The following is a 20,760-nucleotide window of genomic DNA, read 5'->3' on the forward strand; positions in this document are numbered from 1 at the left end:
TAGAAACGTACTATCTAATGAGTTGATCCTCTGCAGTTAATGACTCTTTATGAAGGAAAACAGAATGAAAGAAGTGGCTTTAATCACACTTCACGGCATGGGGAAAATAAAGCCTGATTACTATGATGTGCTTGAGGAACATTTGAAGGAAGAGCTAGGTTCAGAGTGGGCTAAGGTATCATTTCAAAACGTTCAGTATGCACCTATTTTACAACAGCCAGAAGATGAGCTTTGGCAAGCGATGACCTCAGAACCGAGTAATGAGCTCGATGCCATTCGATTAAGACAGTTCTTTCTATATGGATTCGGAGATGCTGGATCACTTGAGCACAGTGCCAGCAGGCAAAACGAAAAATATCTTGCAGTTCAGGAGGCTATTTTTAATACACTTGAACATGCGTATATAGATATAGGGCACAAGGCGAGTAGACCGGTGATCATCATTGCTCAATCTTTAGGTTGTCAGGTGATTTCGAATTATATATGGGATGCTCAACACGATCTTAATAAGTTCGAGAACTATAATGATGATGACCACAAGAAATCCTTCATGAAGTTAGAAACTTGTGAAAACCTCATTACCACGGGTTGTAATATTCCTCTGTTTAATGCAGGACTGCAGAATAGAGTATGTTTTGCAAAGCCGACAACCTCATTCCGTTGGGATAATTATTATGATCCCGATGATGTACTTGGCTGGCCTTTGAGGCAATTAGGTAACACTTATGACTTGATAGTTAAAGATCACCCGATAAATTCAGGTGGTTTGATGTCGTCTTGGAATTTATTCAGCCATGCACGGTATTGGAGCGACAAAGACGTAATTAAGCCATTGGTGAGGATCATTAGGTCAAAACTCAGCTAACCACTGACACCTTGTGTTACTTATTCAGAGCAATATGTCGGTAATTATGAAAGAAACTTTGTCTGAGGAATGAACAATAATGAGCGCTATGTTATCGAGCTAATTGACTCGTTGTGCTTGGCATTTATTTAGAGAGCAGCATCCTTATTAAATTGGAATTAACCTCTCGTTGCTCTTTGTTGTTAAATTTGTTGAAAGTGAGGTTTATATTAAACTTTCTTGAATTGTTATTAGTGCTATTGCTTAAAATTGCGACACAGGTTTTAGTAATTCAATGGATAAAATCTAATCTATATTTCGGACTTATAAAATAAAAAGGAAACAAGATGAGTTCTCCGTTGAATAAAAGCGTCTTACTGGCGTCTCTATTTCTTACCCCTACGCTTGCTCTGGCTGAAATGACCAATGGTGATTTCGAACAATGGAGCAGTTCCTCTCCAACAGGGTGGAACACAATTGACAGTGGCATTTCGGTGTCACAGGAAACCAGCATTGTAAAAAGTGGTAGCAATGCAGCAAAGGTGACGGTCAAAACTGGTACGCAAAGCAATACAGACTTTCAGCAGTCTGTAAGTGTGGTGTCGGGGCAGACGTATAACTTTTCTGTGTCTGTTTATCACACTGAAGGCAATGTTAAAGCACGCCTGTATGTGGATGGATACCAAAATTACAGCGTACCTAGCCAAACCGGTCAATGGCAGGATATTGCTTATTCGTACACGGCCAGCAGTACCAAGAGCATAAACGTTGGGTTGCGCTTCTATGACGAGTCTGGATTTGATGGTTCCGAAGTCGTCTACATAGATAACTTCCAGCCATCTGATGGTGCTGTAACACCACCTCCGACAACTTGTAGCAATCATGAAGTCACACTCAACCTGACGACTGACAGTTATGGCTCTGAAACAAGTTGGACGCTGAAAAACAGCAGCAATCAGACTCTATTCTCTGGCTCTGACTACGGCAATAACACCAGCTATGAAAAGGCGATGTGTGTTGAATCAGGCTCGTATATGTTTGAAGTCGTTGATTCCTATGGCGATGGCATTTGTTGTAGCTCTGGAAATGGGTCTTACACGCTAACCTCCAACGGGCAAACTCTTGCGTCTGGCGGAGACTTTACCAATTCTTCCCAGCACTCTTTTACGCTTGGTGGTAGCGACCCTGAACCAGAACCACCAGTGCTCGGTGACTACTACAAATCAGCCGAAGGCAAAACAGGCTATACGCTGAAGACTGCGCTGTACAACATCATCAATAACCACAACTCGCAAGGCTACTCTGCCGTTTGGGATTTGGTCAAAACCGCTGATATCGACAACTACTATGAGAAGGATGGGACGATTCTCGATATCTACTCAGAGAAGGTGTCCGGCAGTGATTCGATTAACTTTACTAAAGTGACAGACCAATGCGGTCAGTACAGTAAAGAAGGCGATTGTTACAACCGCGAACACTCTTTCCCTAAGAGTTGGTTTGGTGGAAAAGTGGAACCAATGAACTCGGATGGTCACCACTTGTATGCGACAGATGGCTACGTGAATGCGAAACGCAGCAACTGGCCATTCGGTGAAGTGGGTAGTGCGACATACACATCTTCCAATGGCTCAAAGGTCGGGTCTGCGGCGTCTAGTCTAGGCTACTCTGGTACCGTGTTTGAGCCTATTGATGAGTTCAAAGGTGATTTGGCCCGTGCGTATTTCTACATGGCGACACGTTATGAAAACGAGATCGCTAATTGGGAAGGGAACAGCGACAACTCTAACGCTGTGCTCAACGGTAGCAATACAACAGTATTTGAACCTTGGGTTTTGGCTATGTTAAAACGCTGGCATGCCAACGACCCAGTTGACCAGAAGGAAATTGATCGCAACAACGCGGTGTACAATTTCCAAGGTAACCGCAACCCGTATGTTGACCATCCAGAGTTTGTCAACATGGTGTGGGGTGACTAACTTAAGCAATCCAAGGCCTAACATATGTTAGGCCTTTTGGTTTGCGTGAAAGTACTAGTCCATAAAGGCTAATTCAAATGTGGTTCCGCCTTGAGTAACGTACTCGACTTTTACGTTTTCTCCCGAGAGATCAGCAGAGTAGATTTCTGGCTTTCCGATTTGTACCCAGTAAAGCTTTCCTGCATCGAAATCGACTTCCATATCTACAACGCCTTCAAATCCGTTACTTTCGTCAATTGAAAGGATTTTTTCGACCTTTCTCGATTCTCCTTTGATGTTTGCGCGATAAATGCCATGTTCATTAGCAAAGTAAAGGAACTTGTCTTTCGGATCCAAATGCATTGCGATGATTTTGTGCCAATCCTCGTCGTGGTCGATACCGTCTTCAACCGATAATTCTTGGCGTCTGTCTACAGTTGAGTGTTCACCTAATGGAAAGCTGATGACTTCCGTTTCTTGGTTAACGCCCAGTGCCATATACATTCGTTCGTTAGCGTTATCGATAGCCAATGCAGTGTTGTTCGCACAGTAGGCAATACCACACTCTTCCATCGTATCTCCGAATATAAACCGGAAATCTTCTCCCTCAATTGGCGCTCCTGGTGAGTCTGTGTAGTCGGGATAAACCTCAACCACAGTGTCTTGAGTGATACTGGAGGTATATACTTGTCCCGTTTCTTTATCGACCACAACCGGAATATCACCAGCCATAGGAATTCGGTTCACCATCCGGTATTTTTGACCGTCCAAAGTGACACGTGATAAGGCTTGAGTACTTGGAGAGCTTGTCGTCACGTAGATTGAATTCTCTGTCACTGCCAAACGACCACCGTAATTAATATCCGCTAACTTAGTTGTTGTTTTGGTATCAAGGTCGAGAACTTGAAGCTCATTATACTGCTTATCATCGTAGTTAGTGACTAAGTAAAGATCTTTCGCAACAGTGTTGTAGCTTACAGTAATAAGCGCTATAGCGGAGAGAGTTCGTAGTGTAGGTTTCATTGGTTCCTCGTTTGAATAGGTTGGTTAAAATTAGATGGAGGTTCATGACGCGTCGAACATGAGTTTAAATCTAGTTGCATATAAATTGTTTTCTAGGTGATTAATAATCATTAAGTGGGCTTGAGATTGTTTTTGGATATTTGAGGTGAGGGCGTTAGGAGTGCTGAGGTTTATCGTGATTGTCTAAGCTTGATACATCAAAGCAATGGGAGATAGTGCTAGTTGAATTTTGGAGTGAAAGGTAAAGAAAACTAAAAGAGATGGTGTTAGCCATCTCTTTTAAAAACTATCGATTCTTACTGTAGTCAATAAGCGCTATTTATACTCACCTCGGATTGACGCTTCACGATACGCATCTAACTTGCCTTCTGCTTTGAGTTTTGCCAGACCACGGTTAAAGGCATCGACTAACTCTTGAGCGCGAGGAGATTTTTTCGAAATGATCACGAAGTAATCTCTTGCTGATAATGTCTTGGCATTAGGTTCAATTTTGTCGGTTAAATTGAGTTTGGTGATGGTTTCCATACCAACGTCCATATCCTCCAATACGATATCTAGGCGGCCTGCACTGAGCTTTTTGTAATTGTTTTCTGCACTAGCAATACGCTGTATATTGATTAGCCCAGCTTTTTCCATATCTTCGACTCCATAGGCGTAACCAGTTACACCGCCGATTTTGAAGTTCTTAAGATCTTCTTTGCTGCTCCAGTTTACAGGTTTACTTTTTTGTTGGAATAATCCAGTGCTTAACGTAATAACAGAGTCGGTATAATGGAAAAACTGCTCCCTATCTGAATTCTTACTCCAAATAAGAGAACCATCAAAATTACCGGCTTTGGCTTCTTCAAAGCCACGCTTCCATGGCATGTAAGTAAATTCCACCTGGTAGCCTTCTGCTTCGAATGCTTCTTTAACAATTTGAGTCATGAAGCCGCCATTTTTAAGCGATTTGGATTGATAGGGTGCCCATTCGCCATTAGCGAGTTTAACGGTGTTAGCTTGAGCAAAGTTGATAAAAAGTAGAGATAAGGTCAGATATAAAAAGGTTTTAACTAAGCTGCGCATTTTTTCTTCCTTAAACATGCAAATAGATTCAATAAAAGAATAGTTGCTGATAAGGATATCACCAGAAAGTTTGAGGTTATCTGTGACAATAAGCCCGAGCGCTGGAAGTTCAAGCTAATAAAAGAGCACCGATTCACGGTGCTCTGGGAGTTCAAAATTCACTCTCAACTTCAAAAACCATGGGTTGCTTACTGTAGGGATGTTCTATCTCTAGGCGTTGTGCATGAAGATGTAATCGATCGGCGCGTTGACCATAGAGACCATCGCCGACCATAGGTAAGTTGAGCCCAAGGTGGTGAGCACAGTGAACTCGAAGCTGATGGGTTCGACCGGTTTTGGGGTACAGGTACAGCTTGGAGTGGCCATCTCGTGTTTCAATCAACTCCCAATAGGTTTCGGCAGGTTTTCCATGCTCAAAGCAGACGAGCTGCCGGGGGCGATCATCAGGATCGCCTCGCATTGGTAAATCTATCTGACCACTGGTTTGGCTTACCTTACCTTCTAGTAGCGCGACGTAGCGCTTTTGCACTGAGCGGGAAATGAATTGCTTCTGTAGGTTCTTGTTCGCACGCTTTGTTAGAGCGAAAACCAGTAACCCTGATGTCGCCATATCCAGTCGATGAATCACGAAAGGGCCTTCCACATCTGGATAGCGTTGCTGCAAGCGTGTGTATGCTGAATCCTTGATGGTTTTGCCGGGGACAGACAGTAGCCCTGAAGGTTTATTGACGACAACCATAGCTTCATCTTCAAATAAGATCTCAAGCTCTTTGCCTTCTGCCCAGTTTTCTTCCAGCGGATTATCATCAACGGTCATTCCTTCCAGCATGTGGCCCAAAATAGGGAAGCACTTACTATGGCAAGAAGGGTAGAACTTTCCGTGTTGGCGAACTTCTGATTTTGGCGAGGCCCCCCACCAGAACTCGGCTAATGCCAGCGGCTTAAATCCATGCTTAAAGGCAAAGTGCAGCAGTTTTGGCGCGGCACATTCGCCAGCGCCTGCTGGTGGTACGGGCGCACTGGTCGGTTTGAATATCGCATTGAGGGACTTCTCCTCCCCTCTGATATTTAGAAAGCGGTAGTTATCAAACAGCTTATTTTGCAACGTATTAGACAGGGTTTTACGCTGCTCTTTCAATGCATTCAAGCTGGTATTTAATTCATCTAGCTCGTGTTGTAAGACGGCGATTTTTTCATCCCACTCCAGCTTGAGATATTTAAGCACGTTTTTTTCAGCGATGCTTTGCTTCGCCAATTCATCAAGCCTGTTTTGCAGCGCTTCTCCGGCTAGTGAGGATTCAGCCAGTTTGCGTTGTGCTTTGCGCTCAGCTCGGCCTGTAATCATTGCGTCGCGCTGTAATTGTTCCTGCTGTTGATACTCAGAAGTTAGCAAGTTTATCTGTTCAGTCAGCTCGGCAATACGAGGGTTGCTTTTTAGTTGATTGAACTTTTGATTCGCCGCCATGATTTCAGCGGTTTCCGCCCGAAAGAAGCTTTCTTCTGTCAGCATATCGAAAACGGGTGGGACAAAGCCGGGTAGCAAGTTTTGGTCGGCTATTTTTCCTGAAAAGGCTGAAAGGTAACCAATCTTGCCATCTGGTGACTGAACAAGCAGCACACCGAACATTTTGCCTGTGCCCTTTGAGTTTCCATCGACACCGAAATTATGTTGCCAATCCGTTTGCGCAACTAAGTGCTCTTGCAGTTCCTGAGCCGCAAGCTCACATAGTGGATGTGGTTGATAGAAAAAGGGAAAGGTGAACTTGTCAGGCAAGCTGTAACCATCAATGGGTGCTTTGAAAAGAGTAAACAAATGTTCAGGTTGATGCATTTTAACTTGCCGTTGCGACGAAAAACTGAAGGCGAGATTCTACCTGTTTGAGGCGTGATTTCCAGTTTCGTCATGTGAAGGTGCGCTGCAATGTTCACCATGAGATAAGAAATGTTATGAAAGGCAAGAGGTACTTTTGATTACGTCCATGGTTAACTCTAAGAGAATAATGATTAATTCGGTGTGATTTTATAAATGTTTAATTCATGTGGCGATATATAGTAAGCACCTCTCATATTATTTATTAATAATATTATGATGATTTTTGTCTTTATTTATTTCGTGTGGTTATTAATGTTTTGGCTTTGATTTGTTGTATTTGTTCCAAATTGTAATATTTATTGTTTTGTCTTTTTATTTAAACAAAGCTTTAACAATTTATGTTTATTAATATTTGTCTATAGAGAGTTTGCTCTATTTTTTGATGGAAATAAAGGCAGTATTATGAGTCGTTGTACAACTACAGATAAAATATTCAATAAAAGTAAACAGACGCCGCTTTCTGAAGTGATGTCGAAAGCATTATCAAGACGTACTATGTTAAAAGGTACAGGAGGTGTTGCTGCTTTTGGTGCTATGAGTTCTTTTGGCCTGACTGGTTGTGATACTGATGAAACTACAGTGGAGGTATCTGAGCGAGTCAACTCATTGGGCTTTGAGTCAGTGAGTGCAAAATCGAAAGATGCCTTTACTGTGCCTGAAGGGTATTTTGCGCAGGTATTAGCTCCTTGGGGGACTCGATTATTCTCGGTTTCTTCTCATAATGATTTCATTCAACCATTTAAACAAGATGGAACAAATAGCGATATAGACCAGTTGCATTCTGTTGGGCAAATGCATGATGGTATGCATTATTTCCCACTGGATGATACTCAGGGTATTTTGTGTATGAACCATGAGTTTATAAACCAAAATACTTTACATGAAGATGATTTTGAATCTAACGATAGGGATTATTTGGGCCGTCGGCTTCCAAACTATGTCCGTAAAGAATATTACGCTCATGGCGTATCCGTGGTGCATATTAAGTTGGAGCAAAGTGTTTGGCAGGTAGTGATTGATAGCCCTTACAATCGTCGAATTCATTTATCCACCGAAATGGACGTCACTGGCGCGATTACTGAGGGTGACTTACTGACGACCAAATTCACTGTTGAAAACAATAAGTCGAACGTAACTCATGGGACTTACAATAATTGTGGTAATGGTTTTACTCCATGGGGTACTTATTTGACTTGTGAAGAAAACTGGCCTGGTCATTTTAAAATTACCTCTGAGCCAGACGATGTTCAAAAACGCTATGGCACGACAAGCGACAAAGCTTACGGAGACTGGGATTCCCCACCGCAGCAAGATGAGAATTTTACAGGTGAATTTAAGCGCTGGGATATTTCAGTTTTAGGAGCGAGCCCTGAAGAGGATTTTCGTAACTACGATAACGGCTTTGGTTATATTGTTGAAATTGATCCCTATTCTCCAAACGCTAAGCCAGCTAAGCGTTCCTCTCTAGGCCGATTCCGCCATGAAGATTGTACCTATGGTGTGCTTGAACCGGGTAAACCTGTCGTCTTCTACAGTGGGCATGATGGCCGATATGAGTACGTTTATAAGTTTGTATCGGATGCATTATGGGATGAGAGTGACGCGAGTGAAAACTTATCCGCTGGCGCAGATCGTATGGCGATTGGTGCCAAATATATGGATCATGGCACATTGTATGTTGCACGTTTTGATGAGCAGGGCAAAGGTGAGTGGTTGCCGTTGACCGAAAACGCTATCGACCTTGATGGTAACCGCCTTGGAGATACCATTGGTAGCCAAGCAGCTATTATTCGCAATACGATTGGCGCAGCTGATGCGATGGGAGCTACGCCAATGGACCGCCCAGAATGGACTGCAGTGGATTACAAAACGGGGCTGGTTTATCTCGCGTTGACAAACAACACTGATCGTCACGATGGAGATGTGGATGCTGCTAACCCTCGTCCGTATAACGAATATGGTCATATTATTCGTTGGAAAGAAGGTGAAGTTGCGACAGAGTTTGAGTGGGAAATCTTTGCTTTTGGTTCTTCAGCTGAAGCTGATGCATCGAGTGTTAACTTGTCCGGCCTAACCGAGGAGAATGAGTTCTCCTCCGTTGATGGAATTAGCTTCGATCAGCGCGGGATTTTATGGCTTCAAACCGACTCTGGTGCCAAAGAGGAGATTGATGTCGATAATCAGATCTTAGCTGTGGCACCTGATGCTCTTTCTCATTCTGCTAATGGTGAGCCTGTCGTCAATGTAGGTAACCAAGAACACCTCAAACGCTTTGCAGTGGCACCAAAAGGGGCGGAATCAACAGGTATTACTTTCACACCGGATTTTCGTCATATGTTTACTAACGTTCAGCATCCATCGAACTGGCCACATGATGCATTGAATGCATCGGCGGAAACTCCTGATGACGGGCGAGCTTGGCGGCCTCGTTCAAGTACCGTTGTGATTTCACGTTACGATGGTGGGAAATTAGGAGTTTAGCTTCACTTATGGGGCAAGCGTGTGAGCTAGAGCATATTTAGCCCATGATAATTCTGTGATACCACAGAACAAATGGAAAATCCCCTTAGTCTGGGTGACTGAGGGGATTTTTATTTGGCTTTGTATGTTTATTTGAACATGTGTTTCGCGTGGAACATTAAGTGTTCATCAATAAAACTCGAAATAAAGTAATAGCTGTGATCATAGCCCGTTTGCATGCGCAGTTCTAAATCTGAACCGTGGATTTCTGCCGCGGCGATCAGAGCTTCAGGCTTTAGCTGTTCGATAAGAAAGTTATCGGCATCGCCTTGGTCGACCAGAATAGGTATCGGAGACGGTGCTCGCCTGAGAAGCTCGCTAGCGTCGTAATCCTTCCAGCTTTCAACGTTGTTCCCCAGATAAGCGCTAAAAGCCTTTTGACCCCATGGACATTGCATTGGGTTACTGATTGGACTAAAAGCTGAGATGGAGCTGAAGTGAGAAGCATTTTTCAAACCAATCGTTAGGGCACCATGCCCTCCCATACTATGACCAGAGATCGCTTTCACGCCTGAAACGGGGAAGCTTGATTCGATAAGGTCAGGCAGCTCTTGTGTGACGTAATCATACATATGATAGTGTTCAGACCAAGGTGCCTGAGTCGCGTTAAGGTAGAAACCTGCACCTTTACCTAAATCGTAACCTTCGTCATCAGAGACGCCTTCACCACGTGGGCTGGTGTCGGGAGCGACGATGGCAATTCCTAGTTCAGCGGCTTTTTTGAAGGCTCCAGCTTTCTGCATGAAGTTTTCGTCGGTGCAAGTGAGGCCTGAAAGCCAGTATAAAACAGGAACAGGGGAGGTTTTGCTTGCGTTAGGCGGCAAAAAAATGGCGAAACGCATAGTGCAGTTTAGGACTATGGAATCATGGATGTATTGCTTGTGCCAGCCACCTGCGACTTTGTTTTGGCTTATGTTGGATAAACTCATTGTTAGTCTCTCAGATAAAGCCGTCACACGATAAGATGCAGCGGCTTATTAACGGGTTAAACGGGCATTATTGATCCATATGTATCACAGTACGGATACTCTTACCTTCATGCATTAAATCAAACGCTTCGTTGACGGAGTTAAGGTCCATAGTGTGAGTGATGAACTCCTGAAGCCCAAACTCTCCTGCCATGTAGCGTTCAACAATTTCTGGGAGTTCAGAACGGCCTTTAACGCCACCAAAAGCACTGCCACGCCATACTCGACCAGTGACCAGTTGGAACGGACGTGTAGAAATTTCCTGACCGGCACCGGCCACGCCAATGATGACCGATTCCCCCCAGCCTTTGTGGCAACACTCCAATGCTTGACGCATGACATTAACGTTACCGATACACTCGAATGAGTAGTCGACGCCACCATCGGTCATCTCGATGATCACATCCTGAATGGGCTTATCGAGATTTTGCGGGTTGAGCACATCCGTTGCGCCTAGCTGCTGTGCCAGTTCAAACTTACTTTCGTTGATATCAATGCCGATGATGCGGCTTGCACCTGCCATACGAGCACCAATAATTGCGGAAAGTCCAATCCCACCTAAGCCAAAGATTGCGACGGTATCCCCTTTTTCGACTTTTGCTGTGTTCAGTACTGCGCCCATCCCGGTCGTGACCCCACAACCAAGGAGACACACTTCCTCAAGAGGCGCTTGTTTGTTGACTTTCGCCAGTGAAATTTCCGGCAAAACCGTATACTCAGAGAAAGTTGAACACCCCATATAGTGAAAAATAGTTTCCCCGTTGATGGAGAATCGGCTGGTACCATCTGGCATCAGACCTTTACCTTGAGTTTCACGGACTGCCTGACATAGATTGGTTTTGCCTGAAGTACAGAATTTACATTCGCCACATTCCGCTGTGTATAGTGGAATAACATGGTCACCAACTTCTACGCTTGTGACACCTTCGCCAACCATCTCGACGATGCCGCCACCTTCATGACCAAGAATAGCTGGGAAGATACCTTCAGGGTCTTCACCAGAAAGAGTAAAAGCGTCCGTATGACAAACCCCTGTCGCCACGATGCGAACCAGTACCTCGCCTTTCTTAGGCAGTTGTACATCAACTTCTTCCATTTTCAGAGGCTCGCCAGCAGCCCAAGCCACAGCGGCTTTTGACTTGATAAACTCTTGACCTGGTTTGATATCTAATGCCATTGGATTTTCCTTTCTATGTAATTGTTTTTTGACGTTCTAAGCGTAGACGAGGAAGGTGTTTCTCGCTGTTCTACTTTGTTGGTCACCATTCTAGGTATTTCCTATGTAAAGATAATCCCTTTAAACTGAAAATGATTTTTACATTATTGTAATAATGGTAGGGTGTTATTTTAGGGTTAACAGGAGTGCGTAATGGCTAATTGGGATGGGGTGAGTGAGTTTGTTGCAGTTGCAGAAATGCAGTCCTTTACGGCAGCAGCTAAGAAGCTGGATACCTCTGTGGCTCAGATCAGTAGGCGGGTTGCTGCCTTGGAAGAAAGGTTAGCAGTCAAGTTACTTAACCGGACAACGAGAAAAGTCTCTGCCACTGAAGCAGGGCAAGTATACTACCAGCAGTGTAAACACTTAGTTGAAGGGCTAGAGTTGGCAGAATTGGCCGTGACTCAAATGCAGTCAACCCCCAAAGGGTTACTCAAAATCACAGCTCCGGTGACCTATGGTGAAACACATTTAGCCCCGCTTTTACTCGACTTTCTTGAGTCTTACCCTTTGGTTGATTTAGACCTTAACCTGACGAATCAAAGGATTGATCTCATTGAAATGGGTGTCGATGTCGCGATTCGATTAGGTCGCCTCGAGGATTCTAGCTTAGTGGCCAAGCGGTTATCTAGCCGTCAGCTTTATGTGTGCGGTAGCTCAGGCTATTTAGCCCGCTATGGAGAGCCACATACGCTATCTGAGCTGGATAATCACCACTGCTTAGTTGGAACTATTGATTATTGGCGCTTCAAAGAAAATAAACGAGAAAAGTCACTGCGTGTCTCAGGTCGTATTCACTGCAATTCTGGGGCGGCATTATTGGATGCGGCAAAGCGCGGCTTAGGTTTAGTTCAGCTCCCCGATTATTACGTCAAGGAAGGGCTAGATTCTGGGGAAATAGTAGAAGTATTGTCTGACTATCGGGGTGACAGAGAAGGGATTTGGGCTTTATATCCTCAAAACCGAAACTTGTCACCCAAAGTACGTCTGTTGATTGATTTTCTGGCCGATAAATTAGGTGGGAGTACTAGGTTCTAAGTCAGCATCCTGAATCGACTGCTCAACCATTTCTGCGATCTCTTCGGCTTGTTCAGGAGCCGTTTCTGAAATGGCGTTGACCCACTCTTCAACCGATTCCGTGAGATTACTGTCTTCACGGTCGGCGGGTCTCAAGTTGCTGTTGTTCTCTACCATATTTGCCACTAACTCCTGGCTGACTTCAACAAGCATATCTGGATCGTGTTCAGCCAGTGTTTCAATCACTTTGGTTGGTGTATCGTCCATGGATTCGGTAATCGCAGCTAATATAGACATTGCATTTTCCGGCTCTTTTTCAACCAGCCACTCTACGAGTGCTTCTATCTGATTATCGTCAGACTCAGCCAGACGTTTCGCAATGTCCACAGAGAGCTCAGGGTTGGTTAGCGTCATCGCTCTGAAAAGCAGAACGGTATCGATGCTCTCGATTTGCGCAGCACGCTCTGCGATCGACACTGCCCATTCAGGCTGCTTGTTAGCCAAACTGCGAATAAAGGTAATGGCATTTGAAGGGTGTGATGCCGCCAGTTCTTCGACTTGTTCCAAAGCTTCTTCTACATACAGAGAATATTCTTGATACTCAGTTCGAGGGTCCAGCTCACTGTGAATCGATGTCGGTGTATGCATCACGAAGCTTTCTTGGTCTTCGACTGGAAGAGCTTCACGCACTGACATGCGATAAATAGTAAAGATGATAAGGCCTAAGTCCACCATGATAAGGAAAGTGAACAAAGCACTATTCTCAAATTGAGCCATTAATACTGACACAGTGTAGGGGCCGACAATCGAACCAATCGCGTAAATGCAAAGTAAACCTGATAATACGGGGACTAGCTGGGCTTTCATTGCGCGGTCAAAGGTCTCGGAAATACTCAGCGGATACAAACAGGCGACAAGCCCCATCGTCATCGCAACCAAAAGCAATTGTGTTGTTGACCACTGCCAGTCAATGGATACGGGAAGTAGGAAACTGACGATAGCAAGTACAAAGCAGCTTCCAAGTATGACTTTGCGTCGTTCAAATCGATCAGATAAATAGCCCATTGGCAGTTGTAATAAGATACCGCCAGCGGTAGCCGCTCCCATGAAAACAGAAAGCTGAAAGCCAGTAATACCTACGCCATCAGCGTATATGGGTAACATGTTGGCAATGGTGGAATACAAAACGCCACAAGTGAAACACGTAACAAACCCCAAGGGAGAGAGAACGTAAATCGACTTGAGTGGGATGGAATCGGATTGTTCGATCTGAGGCTCGAATTGAGAAATGAAAACCACAGGCGTTACCGAGATACTGAATAAAACGCCACACAAAATAAACAAGGTGGTTTCACTGGGTGGTGCAATGGCAAGGCCAAACTGACCTAAAGTGATAGCACTGAGAATGACAACCTGATTAACGGCAAGGATTTTCCCTCGATTGGACTCAGTTGAAACGCTGTTAAACCAAGTGTCAAGAGTAGTCATCGCGCAGGCGATACAAAAGCCCATAATGGAACGCATAATCACCCATATCCAGACTTCGTAATTAAGCCCCATAATCAGAATGGCGCTGGCTCCTAAGCTACCACACATGGCGAACGTTCTTACCAAACCAATGTTGCGTAGAATACGTTTGCCAAGAATTGCCCCCAAAAGAAAACCAACGGAGTACATGGAAAGAACGAAACCCATCGATTGAACACTGATGTTACTTTCGGAAAGGGAGACAGGAAGTAAGATGCCACTCAGGCCATGACTGCTCATCAATAGGAACGAGCTGATGAAGAGAAGGGTTAGTGGTCGTAGTGCTGCTGTAATAGTCATAACCTTTGATTTAAAAGCAAAAGAGCGTCACTTTCAAGGGGGGCCAAAGGATTCGTTTCTGTTTGGTTGATCAAATATTCATAGACTGCACTTGAGTTTTCTTATATCACCCAGCTTAATTATCATGCCCAATAACATTGACAATCGCCTGTCTCGCTTCTGACATTGAGACACGATTGCCTCATTATCTTATTGCGCAATCAGATGGTTTCCTACTAAACGAAAAGGTGCAGATGAAACTCAAAATTTTGGCTTTTTTTATTGCCACTGTTATTTGCCAACCTAGCGTATTTGCAGCAGAAGAAAATGCGCAAGAGATAAATAGCCAGACAGTTTATATCGATAAAAGTGATGACTGGGTAAAGCTAAAATCGGGTGAGGTGCTAAAAGGTGAGCTGACTGGAACAGTAAAGAAGGAATCGAACTCATACGATCAGGAAATTGAGTTTGACAGCGATGACCTTGGCGATCAAGAAATTGAGCTTGAAGATGTTTCGGTTTTGGAGACGGCAAGCTTTTTCACTATTCGAACCGCTAGTGGGGATATCTATGATGGTTACCTCTCAATTCGTGATAATAAACTGTATTTGAAAAAGGGCGATCAGGAGTTTTCTTTTCCTGTTAATCAGGTTGTTTCTATCTATCGTGGTGCAGAGAAGGATTCAGATTATTGGACGGCAGATCTGTTTCTTGGATTGGACATTAGCAAAGGTAATACGGAAGAGTTCTCTCTGCTAGGCGAGGTTGAAGCAGAGCGCAATACGGTTGAGTCAAGAACGAAACTCAGTGCTCGCCATGAGGTGTCAGAGTCAAATAATGAGAAGACGGCACAGAAGAGCCAATTTAATGGATCTTACGATATTTACCTCAACAACAGATTGTTTTTCAGGCCAGTAAAACTGTCCGTTCTCAGCGATGAATTTCAGAACTTGGATTATCAGGTGAATGCTTCAATGCAGGTTGGTTACTTTTTCGTGGCAGATTCAGATGCTGAGTGGGATGTGTCAATTGGTCCCGGTATGCAGTACAGCGAATTTTCGACGGTAGAAGCCGGTGAGGAAGACAGTGCCAGCAGTACGATTTTAACCTTGGAATCCAACTTTGAGTACGAGCTGACAAAGGATATCGACTTTAGTCATACTTACAATCTTGACTGGGCGAGTGATGACGCCGGTGGAATGCGACATAAGAACGACCTTGGTTTTGACATTGATCTTGTTGGGGATTTGGAGTTCAGTATTAAAGCTATCTGGGAACATGTTTCACAAACTAAAGCTGACTCGGACGGTGTCGTACCCGAGAAAGATGACTACAAAATTAACTTCGGTTTGAGTTACGAGCTTTGAACAAACCAAAAAGCGAAGCACAAAGGCTTCGCTTTTTGATTACTGGTTTTCGTCAGCATCTTGTCGTTTTATCACCTTGTGGCCGTCTTCTGAAACGCCTTGTTTCCAATAACTACTGATATAGATATTTTCTCGTCCGACTTCCTTTTCATTGCGGAAATACTGTCTCAGTTGACGCATTGAATCAAACTCACAAGCAGACCAAATAGACGCCATCCCCTCTAACCAAGTTAGCTTTCGAACCTGATCTACTAAAGATTGTGATGCATTAAGCCAGATGACTTCAACGTTTTTGGGAGCGTCAACGGGTTGAATATCCTCTTCAGATTCTACTTGAATAACGGCATAACCTTTCGCTTGTTCAGGTAGGCTTCTCACTTTAACGCTTAAAGCGGGCAGCGCCGTCATATCTGCCACCATAAAGAACCAATCAGCTTGTAAATTCATCGTCGAAATAGAACCCGGTCCTGCGATGGAAATGGTGTCGCCAACCTTAGCACCCATTGCCCAGCGAGCGGCAAAGCCACATTGTAAATCCTGTGTGATATGGCGCACAAAGTCGACTTCAATTGCACATGCTTTTGGATCAAACTGACGAATCGTGTAAGTGCGCATGACAGGACGTTCCGTCTCAGTCAGTTGGCTTAAATCCGTACTGCCTTCTTGATTAAACAAAAGCTTGATATAGCCGCCTTCACATTCGTTTGGAAAATCGGCAAGCCCAGAGCCTTGTAGTGTAATTCGCTGCATGTTAGGGGTAACGGACTCTGTCGATTGAACAATGAGTGATCTTGCTGATGGCTTTTTCATATTTCTACTCGATAATTATTCTCTTTCGCATTTAGAGTAGCAGTTATTCCATCAGTGAGACAGCAAATTTACAGTGTTAAAGCATTGGTACCGTTGAGCCAACCAGCAGTAAAGCCATGAGCAGGTTGAAGCTCCTCACTCTGATGTTGTTTGTTAACCATCGCTGCAGCTCGCGTCCAGCAAGAATCCAGAAACTGCCAGAAGGAAAGTTTGCAAATAGAAACGTACACGCGATGATCGAGAGTTCAAGCCAGCCACCGCCATTGCTGTATAAGGTCACAGAGCTCAGGGCCATTGACCATCCTTTGGGGTTTACCCATTGGAAGCTCGCGGCACCGAGAAATGTCATTGGTTTGAAATCTTCGACATCTTTTGCTTTACCACTACAGGCAATTTTTATCGCGAGATAGCCCAAGTAAGCCAGACTGATATATTTTAGTACTGTATGAGTAACAGGATAGGTTTCAAACATACCTGTTAGGCCAATGCCAACCAGCATGACCATAAAAGCAAAGCCAAAAGCGACCCCTGTCATATGAGGTAGGGTTCGTTTGTAGCCGACGTTAGCTCCTGACGTCATCAGCATGATGTTGTTTGGTCCAGGGGTGAAGGTCGAGACAAAGGCAAAAAGCACCAGTGCGCCAAGTTGTTCCATTTCCATGATGGGCTCCTGTAATTGTTAGAAAGCAAGATTGTTGCGTTGGATGTGTTGTCTGACCGGTCAACTTCTATATTATGTGGATTAAGGCGCAATTTTGTGTTTTTATTCGAATGTTAAGGCGATATTGCACAATTTGGGGGCGTTATGGATAAGTTTGACGAAAGAATATTGCATGAGCTCAAAATGGACGGACGAATCTCTAATGTTGAGCTCTCTGAGCGCATTGGTTTGTCTCCCTCTGCAACTTTACGCCGGGTTCAGGAATTAGAAAAGCAAGGTGTGATAAAAGGTTATCGCGCAGTACTGGATAGCAGCCAGTTAGGTGTTGGCTTTGCCGCTTATGTGTCTATCGGTCTGTCGAGTCACAGCAAGCAAGCACAACTTGAATTTGAAGAACACGTCAGATTTGTTGATGAAGTCGTTGAATGCCACAACATCACAGGTGCAAATGAGTATCTACTTAGAGTGGAAACAAAAGATCTTCCAAGCTACAAAAAGATTCATGCAGATGTACTTGGGGAGTGCCGTCAAGTCAACTCTATCACCACTATGGTGGTCATGGACTCACCTAAGGATGAACGGTAAAGCCTTCCGTCAGTAACAAGTTCATAAAGGGTATAGCAAGATAAATCAGACTAATGGATGAAAAGATGCCTCTGTGAGTGTCTTTTTTCTTTAGAATACATTAGAATCCGCTCTTGGTTCATTGAGAGGTTCATCTGTATTTGTTCCTAAAAGTGTACCGAGCTGAATAAATCTTCACTTTTTCTTCATGTAACTATCTGCTACATAAAGAAAACAAAACAAATCAAGTGTTGCTTGGTGTGCAACACCACTGTAAAGGACAGTTAAATGCCTATTATTACTCTTCCTGACGGCAGTCAGCGTCAATTTGACAACCCAGTTTCTACTCTAGACGTCGCTCAATCTATCGGTCCGGGTCTTGCGAAAGCGACCATTGCTGGTCGTGTTAACGGCAACCGAGTTGATGCGTGTGATTTGATTGAAGACGATGCAAGTCTTGAGATCATTACAGTAAAAGATGAAGTAGATGGTCTTGAAATCGTTCGTCACTCATGTGCACACCTATTGGGTCATGCGATTAAACAGTTATACCCAGAAGCAAAAATGGCGATTGGACCGACCATCGACAACGGCTTCTACTACGATATCGACCTAGAGTACTCTTTGACGCAAGAAGATCTTGAAAAGATCGAAAAGCGCATGAAAGAGCTGGCGAAGACCAAATACCAAGTTATCAAGAAAAAGGTAAGCTGGCAGGAAGCACGCGATGCGTTTGAAGCTCGCGGTGAAACGTACAAGATTGAAATCCTTGACGAAAATGTATCTCGTGACGATCGTCCAGGCTTGTACCATCATGAAGAATATATCGATATGTGTCGTGGTCCTCACGTACCACATATGGGTTTCTGTCAGCACTTCACGCTACTGAACGTAGCGGGTGCTTACTGGCGTGGTAACAGCGATAACAAGATGCTTCAGCGTATCTACGGTACTGCATTCCACGACAAAAAAGCGTTGAAGGCGCATCTAACTCGTTTAGAAGAAGCGGCGAAGCGTGACCACCGTAAGATCGGTAAACAGCTAGACCTATTCCACATGCAGCAAGAAGCACCGGGGATGGTGTTCTGGCATCATAATGGTTGGTCTATTTTCCGTGATCTTGAAGTATTCGTCCGTGAGAAACTGACCGAATACGGTTACCAAGAAGTTAAAGGTCCGCTTATCATGGATCGCGTTCTATGGGAGCGTTCAGGTCACTGGGACAAATACGCAGAAGCGATGTTCACAACATCTTCGGAGAACCGTGAGTACGCATTGAAACCAATGAACTGTCCGGGCCACGTACAGATCTTCAACCAAGGTCTGAAGTCTTACCGCGATTTGCCGTTACGTATGGCGGAGTTTGGTTCTTGTCACCGTAACGAACCTTCTGGTGCACTACACGGCATTATGCGTGTGCGTGGTTTCACTCAGGATGATGCACACATCTTCTGTACTGAAAGCCAAATTCAGGACGAAGTTACGGGTTGTATCAAAATGGTCTATGATACATACCAAACTTTTGGTTTCGACAACATCGTCGTGAAACTGTCGACGCGTCCTGAAAAGCGTGTAGGTTCAGATGAGATCTGGGATCAGTCAGAAGAAGCGCTAAAGCAGTCTCTGGAGTCGATGGATATTCCATACGAAATCCAAGAGGGCGAAGGGGCATTCTACGGGCCTAAGATTGAATTTACACTGCACGACTGTTTAGACCGTGCATGGCAGTGCGGTACGGTTCAGCTAGACTTCAACCTACCAGGCCGTTTAGGTGCGACTTACGTGGATGAAAACAACGAACGTCAAGTTCCTGTTATGATTCACCGTGCGATCCTAGGTTCACTAGAACGATTCATCGGTATTCTGATTGAAGAATACTTCGGTTTCTTCCCGACTTGGCTATCTCCGGAGCAAGCAGTAATTATGAATATTACTGATAAGCAATCGGATTATGCTCAGGAAGTGGCCCAAAAACTACAAAAATGTGGAATTAGAGCTAAAGCAGACTTGAGAAATGAGAAGATTGGCTTTAAAATCCGCGAACATACTTTGAAGCGTGTGCCGTATATGCTGGTTTGTGGCGACCAAGAAATGGAAGCTGGAGAGATTGCAGTACGTACTCGTAAAGGCAAGGATCTCGGTAAGTTTAAAGTGGATGACTTTATCTCATACATCCAAGACGAGATTTCAAGCCGTAAGCTCAATCTGGAGGAATAAACTATTAAAGGCGGAAGACGCGGCCAAGTACCGGCCAAACAAAATGCTCATCGTTTAAACGGTGAAATTCGTGGCGTTCGTGAAGTTCGTTTAACTGGCGCTGATGGTGAATCAGTTGGCGTTGTTTCAATTCAAGAAGCAGTTGCAGCAGCTGAAGAAGCGGGTATGGATCTGGTAGAAATCAGTCCAAACGCTGAGCCACCAGTATGTCGTGTAATGGACTACGGTAAATTCCTCTTTGAGAAGAGCAAGTCTGCTAAAGAGCAGAAGAAGAAGCAAAAACAGGTTCAGATTAAGGAAGTAAAATTCCGTCCTGGAACTGATATTGGAGACTATCAGGTAAAACTACGCAACCTGACGCGTTTCCTTGAAGAAGGCAACAAAGTGAAGGTAACAATTCGCTTCCGTGGCCGAGAAATGGCACACCAAGAGATCGGTGTTGACGTTCTAAATCGTCTTAAGGAAGACACTGTTGATTTAGCAGTAGTGGAATCTTTCCCTAAGAAGATCGAAGGTCGTCAGATGATCATGGTGCTTGCCCCTAAGAAGAAGTAATTAACGGCTTACAAGTAATTAAACCCTGCCGTTTTTAAACGGCGGGGTTTTATTCGCCCTAATTACATGTTTATTAAACTACTACAATGCGGAGTTATTCATCATGCCTAAGATGAAAACCAACAAAGGTGCTGCTAAGCGTTTCAAGAAAACTGCTGGTGGTATTAAGTTCAAGCACGCTACTAAACGTCACATCCTGACTAAGCGTACTACTAAGAACAAGCGTCAACTACGTCCAAACGCAATCCTTCCTAAGTGTGAAGTGGCTGCAGTTGTTCGTATGATGCCATACGCTTAAT

At 44.2% G+C, this 20,760-nt stretch carries 17 protein-coding genes; 9 read left to right on the forward strand and 8 right to left on the reverse strand.

Features of this window, described 5'->3' with window-relative positions; genetic code table 11:
• The first annotated feature begins 64 nt into the window (after positions 1 to 64).
• Both CTT30_RS17530 and CTT30_RS17535 read left to right on the forward strand, forming a co-directional pair.
• Positions 65 to 865, forward strand: a complete 801-nt coding sequence (locus CTT30_RS17530; protein WP_252037301.1) for a hypothetical protein — start codon at positions 65 to 67, stop codon at positions 863 to 865.
• Between the two features lie 326 nt (positions 866 to 1,191).
• Complete coding sequence (locus CTT30_RS17535) at positions 1,192 to 2,820, forward strand: endonuclease (protein ID WP_252037302.1); 1,629 nt, start codon at positions 1,192 to 1,194, stop codon at positions 2,818 to 2,820.
• 54 nt (positions 2,821 to 2,874) lie between these two features.
• Here CTT30_RS17535 and CTT30_RS17540 read toward each other — a convergent pair whose 3' ends face one another.
• The 3 genes from CTT30_RS17540 to CTT30_RS17550 all read right to left on the reverse strand — a co-directional run bounded on the left by CTT30_RS17540 (position 2,875) and on the right by CTT30_RS17550 (position 6,718).
• The gene (locus CTT30_RS17540; RefSeq protein ID WP_252037303.1) at positions 2,875 to 3,822 is read right to left on the reverse strand and encodes a hypothetical protein; all 948 of its coding nucleotides are present in this window, start codon (positions 3,820 to 3,822) and stop codon (positions 2,875 to 2,877) included.
• A gap of 315 nt (positions 3,823 to 4,137) precedes the next feature.
• A complete protein-coding gene (locus CTT30_RS17545; RefSeq protein WP_239874832.1) occupies positions 4,138 to 4,887 on the reverse strand; it encodes a substrate-binding periplasmic protein in 750 nt (249 codons plus the stop codon).
• A 151-nt stretch (positions 4,888 to 5,038) separates the two neighbouring features.
• Positions 5,039 to 6,718, reverse strand: a complete 1,680-nt coding sequence (locus CTT30_RS17550; RefSeq protein ID WP_252037304.1) for an RluA family pseudouridine synthase — start codon at positions 6,716 to 6,718, stop codon at positions 5,039 to 5,041.
• 444 nt (positions 6,719 to 7,162) lie between these two features.
• On the opposite strand from CTT30_RS17550, the gene CTT30_RS17555 reads away from it, so the two are divergent.
• Positions 7,163 to 9,241, forward strand: a complete 2,079-nt coding sequence (locus CTT30_RS17555; protein WP_252037305.1) for a PhoX family protein — start codon at positions 7,163 to 7,165, stop codon at positions 9,239 to 9,241.
• Positions 9,242 to 9,369: 128 nt separating this feature from the next.
• Here the strand turns inward: CTT30_RS17555 and fghA are convergent, their stop codons facing one another.
• Positions 9,370 to 10,209 carry an S-formylglutathione hydrolase gene (fghA, locus tag CTT30_RS17560; RefSeq protein ID WP_239874829.1) on the reverse strand — a complete coding sequence of 280 codons (840 nt, stop codon included), beginning with the start codon at positions 10,207 to 10,209 and terminating at the stop codon, positions 9,370 to 9,372.
• A 67-nt stretch (positions 10,210 to 10,276) separates the two neighbouring features.
• Positions 10,277 to 11,425, reverse strand: coding sequence for an S-(hydroxymethyl)glutathione dehydrogenase/class III alcohol dehydrogenase (locus tag CTT30_RS17565; protein ID WP_252037306.1), 1,149 nt, complete (start codon positions 11,423 to 11,425; stop codon positions 10,277 to 10,279).
• 192 nt (positions 11,426 to 11,617) lie between these two features.
• On the opposite strand from CTT30_RS17565, the gene CTT30_RS17570 reads away from it, so the two are divergent.
• Positions 11,618 to 12,502, forward strand: coding sequence for a LysR family transcriptional regulator (locus tag CTT30_RS17570; protein ID WP_252037307.1), 885 nt, complete (start codon positions 11,618 to 11,620; stop codon positions 12,500 to 12,502).
• Here CTT30_RS17570 and CTT30_RS17575 read toward each other — a convergent pair.
• Entirely contained in the window at positions 12,479 to 14,308 is a 1,830-nt protein-coding gene (locus CTT30_RS17575; RefSeq protein ID WP_239836081.1) for an MFS transporter, read from the reverse strand. The two genes, CTT30_RS17570 and CTT30_RS17575, sit on opposite strands and share 24 nt — an antisense overlap.
• Positions 14,309 to 14,541: 233 nt before the next feature.
• Between CTT30_RS17575 and CTT30_RS17580 the strand changes: the two genes are divergently transcribed.
• Positions 14,542 to 15,654: a DUF481 domain-containing protein gene (locus tag CTT30_RS17580; protein WP_252037308.1), complete on the forward strand. Its 1,113-nt coding sequence runs from the start codon at positions 14,542 to 14,544 to the stop codon at positions 15,652 to 15,654.
• Positions 15,655 to 15,693: 39 nt separating this feature from the next.
• On the opposite strand, the gene CTT30_RS17585 is transcribed toward CTT30_RS17580, so the two are convergent.
• Together CTT30_RS17585 and CTT30_RS17590 are read right to left on the reverse strand one after the other, a co-directional pair.
• Positions 15,694 to 16,464: a siderophore-interacting protein gene (locus tag CTT30_RS17585; protein WP_252037309.1), complete on the reverse strand. Its 771-nt coding sequence runs from the start codon at positions 16,462 to 16,464 to the stop codon at positions 15,694 to 15,696.
• Positions 16,465 to 16,540: 76 nt separating this feature from the next.
• A complete protein-coding gene (locus CTT30_RS17590) occupies positions 16,541 to 17,125 on the reverse strand; it encodes a LysE family translocator (RefSeq protein ID WP_252037310.1) in 585 nt (194 codons plus the stop codon).
• Positions 17,126 to 17,269: 144 nt separating this feature from the next.
• Between CTT30_RS17590 and CTT30_RS17595 the strand changes: the two genes are divergently transcribed.
• From CTT30_RS17595 to rpmI, 4 genes are all read left to right on the forward strand, one after another.
• Positions 17,270 to 17,710 carry an Lrp/AsnC family transcriptional regulator gene (locus tag CTT30_RS17595; protein ID WP_239836085.1) on the forward strand — a complete coding sequence of 147 codons (441 nt, stop codon included), beginning with the start codon at positions 17,270 to 17,272 and terminating at the stop codon, positions 17,708 to 17,710.
• A 267-nt stretch (positions 17,711 to 17,977) separates the two neighbouring features.
• Entirely contained in the window at positions 17,978 to 19,906 is a 1,929-nt protein-coding gene (thrS, locus tag CTT30_RS17600; protein WP_239864406.1) for a threonine--tRNA ligase, read from the forward strand.
• A 3-nt stretch (positions 19,907 to 19,909) separates the two neighbouring features.
• Positions 19,910 to 20,461: a translation initiation factor IF-3 gene (infC, locus tag CTT30_RS17605; protein WP_071881323.1), complete on the forward strand. Its 552-nt coding sequence runs from the start codon at positions 19,910 to 19,912 to the stop codon at positions 20,459 to 20,461.
• A gap of 103 nt (positions 20,462 to 20,564) precedes the next feature.
• On the forward strand, positions 20,565 to 20,759 hold the full coding sequence (gene rpmI / locus CTT30_RS17610) for a 50S ribosomal protein L35 (protein WP_019275792.1): 195 nt from the start codon (positions 20,565 to 20,567) through the stop codon (positions 20,757 to 20,759).
• The last annotated feature ends 1 nt before the right edge of the window (position 20,760 follow it).

It is taken from the genome of Vibrio coralliilyticus (assembly GCF_024449095.1).
In the GTDB taxonomy this organism is placed as follows: Bacteria; Pseudomonadota; Gammaproteobacteria; order Enterobacterales; family Vibrionaceae; genus Vibrio; species Vibrio coralliilyticus_A.